At 54.9% G+C, this 13,622-nt stretch carries 12 protein-coding genes; 3 read left to right on the top strand and 9 right to left on the bottom strand.

What is annotated here, in order from left to right; all coding sequences use genetic code 11:
• Positions 1–149: 149 nt before the first annotated feature.
• Complete coding sequence (locus K239x_RS11010) at positions 150–872, bottom strand: RsmE family RNA methyltransferase (RefSeq protein WP_145417882.1); 723 nt, start codon at positions 870–872, stop codon at positions 150–152.
• Positions 873–1,128: 256 nt separating this feature from the next.
• Here K239x_RS11010 and K239x_RS11015 point away from each other — a divergent pair, with 256 nt between their 5' ends.
• The gene (locus K239x_RS11015) at positions 1,129–2,196 is read left to right on the top strand and encodes a hypothetical protein (protein ID WP_145417884.1); all 1,068 of its coding nucleotides are present in this window, start codon (positions 1,129–1,131) and stop codon (positions 2,194–2,196) included.
• Positions 2,197–2,229: 33 nt separating this feature from the next.
• Here the strand turns inward: K239x_RS11015 and K239x_RS11020 are convergent, their stop codons facing one another.
• The 3 genes from K239x_RS11020 to K239x_RS11030 form a co-directional block, all read right to left on the bottom strand.
• Positions 2,230–3,018 (bottom strand): SMC-Scp complex subunit ScpB, encoded by a 789-nt coding sequence (locus K239x_RS11020; RefSeq protein ID WP_145417886.1) that lies wholly within the window; start codon positions 3,016–3,018, stop codon positions 2,230–2,232.
• Positions 3,019–3,036: 18 nt separating this feature from the next.
• Positions 3,037–3,768: an SDR family oxidoreductase gene (locus K239x_RS11025; RefSeq protein WP_145422309.1), complete on the bottom strand. Its 732-nt coding sequence runs from the start codon at positions 3,766–3,768 to the stop codon at positions 3,037–3,039.
• Positions 3,769–3,858: 90 nt separating this feature from the next.
• The gene (locus tag K239x_RS11030) at positions 3,859–4,668 is read right to left on the bottom strand and encodes a DUF6655 family protein (protein ID WP_145417888.1); all 810 of its coding nucleotides are present in this window, start codon (positions 4,666–4,668) and stop codon (positions 3,859–3,861) included.
• A 786-nt stretch (positions 4,669–5,454) separates the two neighbouring features.
• On the opposite strand from K239x_RS11030, the gene K239x_RS11035 reads away from it, so the two are divergent.
• Both K239x_RS11035 and K239x_RS11040 read left to right on the top strand, forming a co-directional pair.
• Positions 5,455–5,850, top strand: a complete 396-nt coding sequence (locus K239x_RS11035; protein ID WP_145417890.1) for an HU family DNA-binding protein — start codon at positions 5,455–5,457, stop codon at positions 5,848–5,850.
• A gap of 81 nt (positions 5,851–5,931) precedes the next feature.
• A complete protein-coding gene (locus tag K239x_RS11040) occupies positions 5,932–6,150 on the top strand; it encodes a hypothetical protein (protein ID WP_419189932.1) in 219 nt (72 codons plus the stop codon).
• Between the two features lie 35 nt (positions 6,151–6,185).
• Here K239x_RS11040 and K239x_RS11045 read toward each other — a convergent pair whose 3' ends face one another.
• From K239x_RS11045 to K239x_RS11065, 5 genes are all read right to left on the bottom strand, one after another.
• Positions 6,186–9,065 (bottom strand): serine/threonine protein kinase, encoded by a 2,880-nt coding sequence (locus K239x_RS11045; RefSeq protein ID WP_145417894.1) that lies wholly within the window; start codon positions 9,063–9,065, stop codon positions 6,186–6,188.
• A gap of 174 nt (positions 9,066–9,239) precedes the next feature.
• Positions 9,240–9,863: an RNA polymerase sigma factor gene (locus K239x_RS11050; RefSeq protein WP_145417896.1), complete on the bottom strand. Its 624-nt coding sequence runs from the start codon at positions 9,861–9,863 to the stop codon at positions 9,240–9,242.
• 19 nt (positions 9,864–9,882) lie between these two features.
• Positions 9,883–12,084, bottom strand: coding sequence for a sulfatase-like hydrolase/transferase (locus tag K239x_RS11055; RefSeq protein WP_145417898.1), 2,202 nt, complete (start codon positions 12,082–12,084; stop codon positions 9,883–9,885).
• A gap of 77 nt (positions 12,085–12,161) precedes the next feature.
• Positions 12,162–12,425, bottom strand: coding sequence for a DUF6868 family protein (locus K239x_RS11060; protein ID WP_145417900.1), 264 nt, complete (start codon positions 12,423–12,425; stop codon positions 12,162–12,164).
• A 29-nt stretch (positions 12,426–12,454) separates the two neighbouring features.
• Complete coding sequence (locus K239x_RS11065) at positions 12,455–13,483, bottom strand: DUF4272 domain-containing protein (RefSeq protein ID WP_145417902.1); 1,029 nt, start codon at positions 13,481–13,483, stop codon at positions 12,455–12,457.
• Positions 13,484–13,622: the final 139 nt, after the last annotated feature.

The raw sequence follows: 13,622 nt of genomic DNA on the forward strand, positions 1-13,622 counted from the left end.
CTGGCAACGCGTGTCTTGTTGGGGTAGCCATCGTTACTGGAAAGACATCCTCAACAGTGGGGGAATCGATCGCAGTGCAGCTCATTTGCAGCCCGTCTGAACGGACGTTGTTTTGTTAAGAAACGCCCCAACGTTGTTCTTGTTGGCCATCAATGGTCGACCAGTCGCGCGGCCAAGTAGACGGCGGCGGTTTCGATGCGGTAGATGCGTTTGCCCAATCCGACTTTTTTGAAACCGGCATCCAACGCGATGTTGATTTCTTCTTCGGTCCATCCGCCCTCGGGCCCGATCAGCAGTGATGCGGAGTCGATCGAAACGATTTGAGTGAAATCCAAAATCGGTCCGTCGGGATGGGCGATCCATTTTGCAGGCGTCGAGTCTATTGCAGGCGTCGAGTCTGGTTGGTCAACATACTCTGCAAGAGACATCGGTTCGGTAATCTCCATCAGGACGTTCCGGCCGGATTGTTTGCAGGCCTCGATCACGGCGCGACGAAGCTTGCCGATCAGGTTCTCTGACGGTCCGCGCTGAGTGCGGACGGCGACGATTGGTACGACGCGCTGGACGCCCAATTCGGTCAGTCTTTCGATCAGTTCGCGGCATCGGTCGGGCTTAGGCAGAGCGATCGCAAAAGTCAGCTCTCGATTAGGCTCGCGATCGACCGACGATGAATGTTCGATTCGCACACTGCATTCTTTGCGTGTCACGCTGACGACGGTCGCATCGGCTTGCGTGCCGCGGCCATCAAACAGTTCGACGGTTTCTCCAACTTGAATCCGCATCACTTTGATGGCGTGCTGCGATTCCGAATTCGGCAACACGGCAAGAGCAGCGACGGGCGGCAAGTCAGAGAGGTAATAGCGGCGAGTCACGGATCGGTTGAATTGGAACGGTGCAAAGGGATGGACGAGTGTTTTATTGAAGTTTCGTTTGAAGGTCTGCGATCGCGGACGAAACGCGCCGAGTCGCTTTGATGCTGGCCTGCTGAGCGAATTGTAGCATCGCGAGTCAATCTAATTTTCGCCCGCGGCAATGTACTAGGGGGCGTCGGCAGTAGAGAGCGTCAGGGGCGTGAACTGGGATCGCACAGCAAGCGGTTCAGCAAGTTTTGACAAGGCTTGGCAAAAAATGCATTCGTCAGTCTTGGCTATCAATCAAGCTTCGCTATCAATCAAGGCGGCAGGTGGGGCCGGTGCTGGCTGCACGGCGAGCTTTTCCGGCGTTGGTAGCATCAATCAAGTTGCTCGCATGATCAACCGATTGATTCTGTTAGATCAAGTCGTCTGGATTTGCTATCGGCAAAACGTCGCCACCGTCGGCAACACGGGTGCAACATGGGGCGTTCGGTACGATCAATCTCCGAAAGCTCTGGATGCTTCATCGAGTTGCTACAATCGACTGAACGCTTTTCACGTTGGAAACAAAATGCAATACCTTCGCTACTGGTCGTTTCGCGAACCGCCGTTCGGGCCAGAAGCGTCGCATTTCTTTTTTCGAGGGGATCCGCAGCATCAAACGTTGGCTTGGATCCAAGATTTAGTCGTTTCAAGAGATCGAATTGGATTGATCACGGCAGCGAGCGGCTGTGGCGCGACTCGGCTGTTTACTCACGTCGCCAAAAGCCATGGGTTCGACGATTGTGCCGCCGCGGTCACGATCACGAGCGGTCGTCGATCGAGCATCCAGCATGTTCATGGTGATCTAGCCAAGTCGATGGGGATCACGGTTCGGCGCGATGCATTGCCCGCGGTTGCCAACGCCATCGAACAGCTTGACAAGCAATCGATTCGCACGGTTTGGTTGGTTGATGGGCTGGGAAAACATTCGGCCGACGCGATTGTCCAAGCCAGCAGAATCTGCAGGTCTTTGACGGTGATTGCAAACATCACACCACGGCTGCACCGGTTGGTTATCAAGAGCTTGGGCAAGCGGATAGCTGAGACTACGTTGGACGCGTTGACTCTTTCAGGAACCACGGCATTTGTCGAACATTCGATGCAAGCCGCCGGTTGCCGCAAGAAGCCGTTTTCGTCTGACGCAATCAATTCGCTGCATCAACAAAGCGGAGGACGCATCCGATCCATCGTTCGCATTGCGCAATGTGCAATCCAATTGGGAGCCGAGCAGCAAGCAGAACAAATCACGGGACGGCAGATTGAGTACGCCGCAGAAAGTTTGCGTCGATCAGCCGCGTAGCGCCGAGTGCGTGACGGACAACTGCGCTGCAGGTCAAAGCGAATCGCGAATGCCTTCTTCGACGTGTGGCAAGTCTTCTAAAGTCTCCAGCCCGAATAGCTGCAAGAATCGCTCGGTCGGGTAGTAATGTGGAACAGCGCGGCCGCCATCGGCCGGTTTTTCTCGTCGCATTTCTAATAGGCGGCGGCGCACCAATTGATTCAGCAACGACCCACTTTCGCGTCCTCGCTGATCTTGCACAATCTGCGTCGTGACGCCTGGTTGGTACGCGACCAAAGCGAGAACCTCTATTGCCGCTTGGCTCAATTTTGCTTCGCGCACTTTGCCCAAAAACGATCGCCGCACCTTTTCGACCGCCGGGGCGATCGTCATTCGATAACCGTGGTCGTCGCGAACAATTCGGATTCCCTGTTCCGCTTCGCGATAAGAACTGTTCAGTCCATCGATGATCTCGATCACTTCTTCTGGCGTGACGTCACGCATCAAAGACGCGAGACGTTCTTCGCTAAACGACTTATTCTCAGGGTGTCCAACAAACAGCGAGGCTTCGACGATCGACTCGGGAGTCGCGACACCTTCTTCTTCGTCCTCGAAGTCGACAGGGGCCGCCGCCGAATCGTCGTCCTCGGCTTCGGGCGTTTCTTCGGCGACATGCACAAACGATTCGGGATCGTGCTCGGCAGCCGCCTTGGCGTAGGCGGCACCCAAGTTGTCAAGCGACAACTCCGTCAGCTCATCATCGTCGTGTTCGTCGGCGTCTAGCTCTTCGGAGTCTTGCTCTTCGGAGTCTTGTTCGTGATCGTCTGGCTCTTCGTTATGCATCACAGACCTTGGCGAGGGTCAAACCCACTCTTGCGTAGTCGGTTTGATAACGATTTCGGGCACGTTGGCGCGAGGCGGCAGTTTGCAAATCGACAAGACCACGCCAGCGATGTCTTCGGGCTGAAGGATCGAATCTTTGTGCTCCTGGGACACGGGCGTCGGGCGGTTGTCTAGGATCGGCGTGTTGACTTCGCCCGGATACACATTGGTGATACGAACACCTTCGTTTCGGACTTCATTGGACACCGCTGTGCCCAGAGCTGTCATTGCGAATTTGCTGGCACAGTAGACGACGCCACCGAGCGAGATCGCGCGTTTGCCCGCGACTGACGAAATGTTGATGATCAGTCCGTCTTGTCGTTTGCGCATCGCCGGCAAAACTTGGTGCATGCAGCGATATGCACCGCTGGCATTGATTTTTAAGACACGCTCCCAGTCGTCGGGATCCATCGCAGCCATCGTGCGATTTTGAATATTGATTCCCGCGCTGTTGACCAGAATGTCGACCTCGCCAACGTTCTGATGAACGTAGGCAAAGAAAGCTTCGATGCTGTCCGGTTCGGCTACGTCAATCGTGTGCGTTCGCAGCGGATGCTCGCTGGTGATGGACTTGGCCAAGACGTCCAGCGGTTCGCTACGACGTCCACCCACGGTCACGCGGCAGCCTGATTCGGCCAAGATACGTGCAATGCCGGCACCAATACCGGTTCCGCCACCGGTGACTGCCACTACTTTTCCGGATAAATCGATCACGCCAAAAAGACCTCGTTGAAAACGCACACAGAAGAAATTCTGTGGCGTAGTCTATCAAAGTGTAATCGGATTGTCTCAGCGATCGGTTTACTTGTTGATCACTGCGCTCGCGGGACGCATCAGTGGCTGCGTTTGCAAGTTGACGACGTTGGTGTTGTTTGTAGCTGGCGGTGCAGCAGTAGGCGGCGCGGGAATCGGCAGTTTGTTTTCGATCATCAGCACGGGTGAGCGACGTGCGTATCGTTCGCCACTGCCGATCAGGCTGCCACCAACGCCATCGAATCCGACGGCTTTTTCTCGAGTGTCGACGACGCTTCCGCTGCGAAACGGCCCCACGCCAAGAACATACGTGTCGTTAGCATGGGTCAACGCGGTGGCAGTTCCGCCACGCCCCAAAGACGCGCCCGTCTTGGCGTCATAAGCGACCAAGCCAATCTTGGCCGTGCCCATTTGCGTCGATCGCTGAGCGAACTTTATCTCGGGCAACTCGATTGGCAGGCCTGGAAAACCGATTGCGGGAATACCGATGTAGGCTTCTTCGCTATCGGTCCCGACGCCGCCGCTGCGAGGTTCCAGGACGATGTCAGCGTCTTCCACTTTGGTCGCTAGCCGTCCGCCACCCTGAAGTACTTTGTGTCGAATTTCGCCGACCAAATATCCCTTGTCGACCGCGCTGGCTAGAAACTTGTCGTCAACAAAAACGGTGTAGTTGGCGAAGTCGTTGAACCGAACGTTGGACATCGCACGATCGATCGCTGACGAGATCAAGATTTGTTCGTTGCCGGTCCGCGCGGTGTTGGACGTTTTGGTGGTCGCGCATCCGGTTAAGACGCAGGAAACTAACCCCAGCATCAGGAGGTTGCTGGCAATGTGTCGATTCAATCCGTTGATTTTCATTCTTATGTTTCCAGGGATAAGTGCGTGTTGAATAGCAATGATGCGGATGGCGCGATTGCGTCATCGGGCAGGTGAACATCCATTCTTCTTAGTGAGACATCGTCGAATCCGTTCTTGGAGCTAAGGGCGTCCCCTCCAAGACGCAAACCCAACACGCTTTTGCAAGAGTCCGCAGAAGACCCATTGTCTCGCGACGGGGTGGTGGGCGACTGGGGGTGTTTGCGGTGTTTTGCGAGAGACATCGAGATTGTGTCGAAAATTCGGAGAAAGTCTGTGTCACACCGGAGGTTTCACCGCGTAATAAGTTGCAGGCAGCGTTCCGCAAAGTTTTGCTGGTCAATTTAAGCACAGGGAACAAAAGTACAGTGACTTGCGTCTATATCAATCTGCCGCGTTAGATCGGACGTTTCGCCGCCGGCTTGCTCGCTTCGCTCGATCCGTCCGATAAGAGTGCCTGACTCACCACATCTCATATCCAACCACACGTGCGTGCCCCTTCGTGTGATGGGATGTGGTGAGCTGGGCACCCTGGGGGAGATTCAGTTGGGGCCTCCGTCCGTATCTTGTGTATTTGTGACGAATATTCGGATTAATCCAAACATTCGGGCCAGCTAAGCCGATCAATAGCGATAGACCTCCCTTGGCTGTTGTAGCCGCTGGGAACCGACAGATTGGCTGTCTTGACGACCCGATATCACGTCCCTAGACTCTCCAGAGTTAAGTTGATAGTGGCAAAGGGTTTACAACGATTGCCGCAGTTCGATTCTCGTTCGGTTGGGAGCCGGGATGACCAAGAAAGACATCGTGAGAGTAATCTCCGAAGAAGTTGGCCTGACTCAGCAACAGACAAAGCGGATCGTTCAAATGACCTTTGACGCGATCATTGATTCGTTGATACGAGAACGACGGATCGAGTTAAGGAACTTTGGCGTTTTTGAGGTCAAAGCTCGGGCGGCGCGAAAGGCGCGCAATCCGCGGACTGGCGACGAAGTCATCGTGCCCGAAAAGCACGTGGTGACTTTCAAGCCAGGCAAAACGATGGAAGCACGGGTGCGTGAATTGTCCGACAACGAACTGGCCAGCCAAGCGGCTGCGAAGTCTCAGTCTGATAGCAACGCACCAACCAAACCGGAAACGTCGGGTGAACCAGACAGCCACAGTGGCCGCTGGGATACCGATTGAAATTTAGACCGCTTGTTAAACCACCGGGTTAATCGCCACGGGGGATCAAGCAAACGTGATCGTTCACGGAGGAACGTCTCGATGCGACGAATTTTGCAACTGGCATTCTTGGCTGTCTGCTTCAGCTCCACAGTGGGCTGTTTCTTGCCAATCTACTCGGCGCGTCCCGAACGGCGTGTGCAGCAATTGCTGTATACCTCCGAAGACCTGCGATCATTGGTCGATGAATGGGAACGTTTCTGGTTCCTCGATTCGCCCAGCCACATGACGCCAATCCGTACTCACGGCGGCGTGATGTAGTCTGCTGTGGCAGTCCCCGACGACAACGCCGACGATCATTCGTCGGCATCTGTCTTGGCTGAATCCGGCTCTACTGACTCGCGAACCGTTTCGATGGCGCGGTCGATCTGTGCATAGGGCCGCTTTTCGTTCCACTGGACCTTTTCGACTTGATGTCGCTTCATCTCGGAGCGAAGGTTCCGTAGCGTCATCAATGCGCTGGCAGCTTCTTCAGCGTCTTTGGATTTTTCAAGGGCGTAGAATTGCAGTGCAAAGTTCCAGGTCGGTGAATTTCCTGCGAGCGAACTGACTGGCGTTGATGTCATCCCGCCATAGCCGCCCATCGAGCCGCCCATCGAGCCCGCGCCGCTGTAAGAATCTCCCACGCTTTCCTTGATGTCGGCGGATCGCGCGATGTAATTCTGTAGCGTCGAATCGATGCTGTCTAAGAAAACGATGGGAGCGTTGTTTTTGATCAAATCAAGCACTTCTTCGGGGCGAAACCTTTCGGCGTTGTAGTCAAGTTGCTGATTCAGGCAGGTCGCCGCGAGATAGTCCCACCACTTGCTGTCCGGTTTCGAGCCGGCCATCTGAATCGCTGATTTCAAAAGATCCGAATCGGGCCATGCATTACCAATGCCCATTTCAAATCCGATTTCGCCTTCTGGTTTCAGCTTCGATTTTTCCCACTGCTGGACGTAGCGATCCATTCGATTGCGAGTCATAGACTCCAGCCAGGGTACGCCCACCACGGAATCATTTACGGCAACCCCCATCACGTAGACGCTCCTATCGGCCAGCTGAATGACCGATCCTCGGCCGGCAAAGTTGGCGGGGAGAGAATCTCCGATCGTGCGCAGACGCTGGAGCACCGATTGGCAAAGAGTTTTCCCTTCTGCCGTCTGACTGATGATCCGTAGTTCGGGTCTTGCCCGGGAACGATCTTGCGATGATGCGTATGAGTTTCTGGCGCCGGTGATGTAGTTGTTAAGCGCCCATACCAGCGAAGATTTGCTGGCCGAGGTTCCTTCTGCAAGCTCGTGATTCAATATCGCCAGTCCAGGTTCGGCAAAGAACTTCGGAAAGACTTCGTTAAAATAAGCGGTGAAGCGATGCGAAGGACTCTCGTTGTCAAAAGCATTTGCATTCAACCCGAGGCCTGATGAAACGATTCCTCCCAACTTTCTTGCACGATCAGCCGCTAGCTCTGCGGCAGCCCGTCGCGCCTCGCTGTTAGCTTTACCGTTGACTGGCCGAGTGAGTTTTTCGACTGCATCCATTGCCAATCCGATCGCGTGAACGTCTTGTTCCCGACGTAGCTGCGACATCCAATGCTCCAGCGGTTTGCCTTGGTACAGGCGATCGCCGTCGTCATGAATTGGAAATTCGTGGTTGGACGTGACATTGACGCTGGCCACTTCGCCACGCCCGATCGTCACCACGTCTTCGCTTAGTTTTAGCGGCGCACCACCACCTTCGATTTCGATGCGGTAGGAACCTTTACGCAGAATCGTGCGGTTCTCGCCGGCTTGGTTGATGATCAGGCGTTCGATGACTTGATCGTCCTGTCTGACCAGGACCGTCAAGTCGCTTTGCTCGCTATGGATCACCAAAGTGCCTTTGTCCGTCTGAATTCTAAACAACAACCCAGCAACGATCAGAAACGCAGCTGCTGCAGCGGCAATTCCCCATCGCTGTCGTGGCGGAGTGGGAGGCAAACGATTCAGCGAAGCGGACGGCATGATGCTGACGGAATGATCTTCGCTCTTAGGGCGACGAAGAGCTTCCCGCAACATACCTTTCAGCCGACTGCCTTCTGAAAATGGTTCCAGCTTGGTTGCCAATTGCGACGCCGAATCAGGGCGATGGGCGGGATCTCGGGTCAGCATTTCGCCGATGACAGAGGCAAGTCCCGGGGCGACGTCAATTCGCAGAGTATTGATCGCAGGCGCATCCTGGTTGGTAATCGCCAAAACATGCGACGCCAAGCTTCGCCGTCGTTTGTGCGGCGGCCTGCCGGCGATCAGGCGATACAGCGTTGCGCCCAGCGAATACACGTCCGCTCTTGCATCGACTTCACGGCTGTCGACCAATTGCTCCGGTGCCATGTACGGCATCGTTCCCATCAAGTGGCCTACTGTCGTCAGCCGGTCGTCTTGCGAAAGCGGGTCATCGCCGGCAAGCACCAAGCCCAAGTCCAAGATTTTGACCTGACCATCGCGGCACAGCATTAAGTTCGACGGTTTGATGTCCCGGTGGATTAGCCCCGATTCGTGAATGTGGCTCAGACCTAGTGCGGTCTGGCGAACGATCTCACAAGCGTCAGCGATTTGGATCTGATTCATTCGATTGGCAATGCGGCCGACGTCCAGCCCGTCTAGATACTCCATCACCAAATAGTGCCAACCGTCTTGGTGCCCCGCGTCTGTCGCTCGAACAACGTTTGGATGTTCTAAGTTGGCGACCGATGTCATCTCGCGTTCGAAACGCTCCAGCCAACCCGCTTGGTCGACTCGCTCGCGAGGCAACAGTTTGACGGCACAGTTGCGTTTCAGTCGGTCATGCTGCGCCAAATAGACGGTTCCCATGCCGCCGCTGCCCAGAGTCTTAAGCAGCGAGTAGGGGCCAAGCTTTGTGCATGGCAACACCTCTGGTGCCAACTGGCTGGATTCGGATGACTGCAGCATTTTCCAAAGCGCGATCTGGCACGCGGTTTCTGCCTGCAGAGGATCGGCGGAAGGATCCGTGATTGATTTTGCGATCCAAGGTTCGTGCTTGTCGATCGATTCGATCGCGGAGCGGCAGTGGTCGCAGTCGTCCATGTGCGCAATTGCGGAATCAAATCCTTCGGCGGGAAAATTTCCGGACAGAACATCCGCTAGTTCAGAAGGGGCCAGGCAGTTTCGGCGGGCGGCAATTAGCATTGGAGGATTCATTGCTGGTCCTGAGGTTGGAGTACTCGCAAGACTGGTGGACCGTTTGTGACCCACTGGCCAAGGTGCTGGGAGCCGTTGCCAAACGTTGGCGGATCACGCAACTCGGTCAGTTCTCTTGCTGTTCACTTAGCACAACGAAGTGATTGGACAGCAAAACCAAAAAATCTTCGCAGCCTATGACTCCAGTCCCGCTAATTGACGCTGCAATCGCTGCAAAACGCGGGCTTTCGCTTTATAAACGGCCCATTTAGACACGTCCATTTCCTCGGCGACCGCGGCCGGTTCGCGTCCCTGTACAGCCGTTTCCCAGAACATTCGCCAGCTGCGTGGCTCGACCGTATGGCGAATCATTTCGCAGGCTCGAAGCTGAGCCGAAGCGACATCGCTGGCCAAATCGCTTGGCGGGTCAGCGTTTTCCAGCATGGCGATTTGATCTGCAACTTGATCGGCAATGGATCCCAGGCGAACTTGAGCTTCAGTGCCACCGACGCCATGTCCGTCGTCACGTCTCGCTTGATCACGAACCTTGTTGCGAGTGATCGTCCAGAGCCAGCCACGGAAACTTGCATCGGGTCTTTCATAATCGAAACGACCGATCGCAGCTGACACGGCCGCGAACGTTTCTTGCATCACATCGGCTGCATCAGCCGATTGGCAACCACAGCGACGCGCCCACGAATAGACAATGGGGCCGTAGATCTGCGCCAATCGACGCCAACTGTCCGCATCACCGTCACGTGCTCGCTGCAGTAGCGAGCCGGACGTCGACGGTTCGGGCGAATAGTCGGTTTGTGGCATCAGAGCATTTTTCCCCAAGCTACTTGGACAAGACTGGTTCGCCGTAAACGGGAGCTTTCCAGTCTGCGGGCAAGCGTCCTTGTGGGCGGACGCCTTTGGAGCCGGCTGAGATCAAGGCTTCGTCGGGAGTGATCAACGGCATGTCGTCTGGCAAATGTTTGACCTTGAAATCTTTGTACTGGATCTTCATCGCTGGACCGACATGGACTTGGACGGCTAAGACACCTTCCAACGTGCGGCCTTCGGGATCCAAGTCGATCAAGTCAGCGGTCGGATGTCCGTCGATCCAGTGCTGGTGATGATTGCCTTGGACCAAAACGCGGTAGTCATGCCATTGGTCGGCGGCGAATTGCTTGACCGGATACTTGTCAACGATCCACGGTTGGCCTTGAACGTCGACGATGACTTTCTCGCCCGTATGCGAAAGGATTCGGCGGCCTTTCTCTTCGTAGAGCATCCCGTTGTATTTGGGCGTGTTGCCGACCACATCGCACTGGTAGCCGGTGACTACGTGCAGCCCCAAGTCGGGACGCGATTTGCCACGGTACTGAATACCGCTATTGCCGCCTTCGGACACTTTGACTTTGACTTGCAAATCAAAGTTGCGAATCGTCGAATGTTTCCAACTAATGAAACTATTGGCCTTCAAGCTGCCGTCAGTCTTTCCCGTCAATGCACCGTCTTCGACCGACCAGTACTGGTTGTCGCCAGTCCACCCTCGTAGCGTCTTGCCGTCAAAGATTCGCACGAAACCATCTTTGCCGACGTTCGCGCTGACCGCTGCCGCCGCGATCGGATGGGGATCCGTTGACTTGGTAAACGGCACTTTCAATGGATCAAGCGGCCCGCCCAATTCGGCGACGCGTTTGGTCGTGCGCTCACGCATGGAGGCCAGTGTTTCGGCGTGATTGGGATCGTTGGCTAAGTTGACCAATTCGTCCGGATCGTTTTGCAAGTCGTGCAGGAATTCGTGGTTTCCGTGATCGATGTAGCGGACGTATTTGAACTGTTGATTGCGAATGCCCTCGAACGCTGGAATGCGGTTTCGCACGGCAAAATGCTCGTGAAAACTCTCCGTGCGCCAGTCCGACGGTTTGTCGCCGCCCACAATCGGTTTCAAACTATGGCCTTGGTATCGATCGGGAACCGCAACACCCGCTTCGTCCAAAAACGTTGCCGGCAAATCTAAGTTCAATGCGATGGCGTCGCTTACTTTGCCACGTTGCGATTCGGGAACGCGTGGGTCGGCGATGATCATTGGGACGCGTAGTGATTCTTCAAAGTGCGACCACTTCCCGGCTAATCCGCGATTGGCCATGTGGTAACCGTTGTCCGCCGAGTATACGACGATGGTGTTGTCGGCGAGTCCTGCTTTGTCGAGTTCCGCCAAGAAGCGGCCGATCGCACCATCAATGCCACTTACCATTCGGTAGTAGGCCCGCATGTTGGTTTGATATTTTTCGGGCGTGTTCCAGCGCCAAAAATATCGCTCCCGGTTGATAGTTGTTTTCAAAAAGCTGGGCAACGCATTGAAGATCGCCGGATCGCTCAGACGTGGTGACGTAAACGAGATGTCGTCGTACATGCCATCGACACTGCGTGGCCAAGCGAAGTGCCCGATCCCGGGGCGTCGGTCACCGTCTTCGGCATGGCACGCGTTGAACCACATGTTCAATGCAAATGGTTTGTCCTTGGGCTGCGATTTGATGAAATCGATGCCGCGGTCAACGATGACTTCCGTTTCGTGCCGCAAACTTCCGTCCGCTTGCTTTTTGTAAAACGGGTTTCGTCCAATCATCTCGAACTCATCGAAGTGATCTTCTTTCTTGTATTTCTTGGGCATTTTGGCGTGCCATTTGCCAAAGTAGCCCGTTCGGTATCCGTTGTCGCGAAGGATGTCGCTGTAGAGTGTTTTCACTGCGTCGGCGCGAGCCACGTCGGGCGTCGCTGCTGTTCCGTAACTGCGACCTGTCAGCCCGCTCAAGATCGTCGTGCGACTGACCCAGCAGATTGAGTGACTGACAAAGGCATTTTCAAAACGCACGCCACGCCTGGCCAGCGCATCAATGTTGGGTGTTTTGACAACCGAGTTGCCGTAACATCCCAGCGTGCTGGTGGTTTGGTCATCGGTAAAAAAGAAAACGATATTGGGCTTGTCGGCGGCAGCCAAATGGACAGCGGTTGATGCCGTTATGAACAGTGAAAGCAGAAAGTATTTCATTGTGTGTAAGTCGTTTTCAGGCAGAGAAAGTAGACGGTGACTTGTTGGGAGCCAATTGTAGTCGCAAACGTGATCGCTTAGCGGGGCATGGATTTCAGGGCCAGCCAAGGAATCAGAAAGAACACCAACACAAACAGTTTGATCAGACCCATCGCGCAGTAAAAGATGACGTCCAGTTCGTGGCTGCTGAGGTCAAACAATGATTGATGGATCTGATAGACGGTCCCAGCCATCAATTGTTGAACCACGAAAATGAGCAGCAAAAAACCGAATCCAATCAACCAGCAGCGAAGCAGGAAGGATTCGATCTGTTGGATCGGAACTTTGTTTGAATCAGGCATTTCCGTTTAAACCTTTCAGAGTTCGTGAGCTACGACGGTGTATCGACTTCGTCCCAGTCGGCGTTCTCGAAACGCGTAAGCCAGTTGAACGCATGTTGGCGTTCGACGATGACGCCACCATCTAGGTTGGCTGGGAGCGGTTGCTCGTTCAGCTTAGCGGCTCGTGCTGACCAAAGGAGACGCTGGTTAAAATCCATCGCTTCAAGGATCTGAGACACCGGTCGAAGTTTTGCCATTTGCAAGATTTGTCGATCGCCGCGTTGGACCATTGTTTCGGCCACCAGCGGTACATCGCAAATGCGGTCGGCCAGTGTCAGTTCTTCGTGGAAACCCAGCGTCCACTGGAGGACATAGAGCGCTTCGTACCGCCAAGCCATGTTGGCAACCGTTTGCTCCGACGGCGAGTCGTCCTTTAAGAACGCCGTTTCTATTGGGCTGGTCGCTTCCAACACCATCGGGCACTTGGCCTGCAACTGGGACAAAGGAATCGGTCGACCCGACGCCAATGACTCGGCACGTACCGCAACGATGAACATTGCGATCGCTCGCCACGCTGCGTCTTCGGCAGTGCGCAGGATTGTTTCCTGTTCGCCGACGACGGGAGGTAACACGTCCGGCGTCTCAATGCCCAGTTCTGCCAGACGCGATTCGCTGACCGATTTGCGTGCGCGAGCGTCGGCGGGAAACGGGATTTCTGCTTCGGCCGCCGGTGCGCCCGAATCGGGGTCGACCAAGACAGCACCCGCGGGATCACGAACGGTTCCATCGGGCAGATAAAAAATCGAATTGGAGTGCCATCCCCAGTCCGCCATCGAATCCAAATAATCATGCTGGATACGAAAACTATATTGATGATGCACGCGTTCGATATGCCGCATGATCGAATACAGCGACGCGGTCATTTCGCGTTTGCCGCCGTCCATGATGAAACCGATGAATCCGCTCAGGTGTTCCATCAAAGCGGGATCACTGTGGTCTCGCTGCACATCAAATTCGTGCGGAAAATCCAGCGGTGTTTCCGTTGCGATCGTTGAGTAGGCGTTGACCTGAATCGTCACAAAAAGTTCCTTGTCAATTGGCTCCCTGCGTTAAACAGTTGTGCCGAATCGCGGGGCAAGTGTTTGATTGGTTGCCGTGTCTTTGCAGCAACCGTTACCTGCATTCTATTGGCAAACATTCGACTTCCCCAGCCGACGC

The sequence above is a fragment of the Stieleria marina genome, from assembly GCA_007741555.1.
Classification (GTDB): Bacteria; Planctomycetota; Planctomycetia; order Pirellulales; family Pirellulaceae; genus K23-9.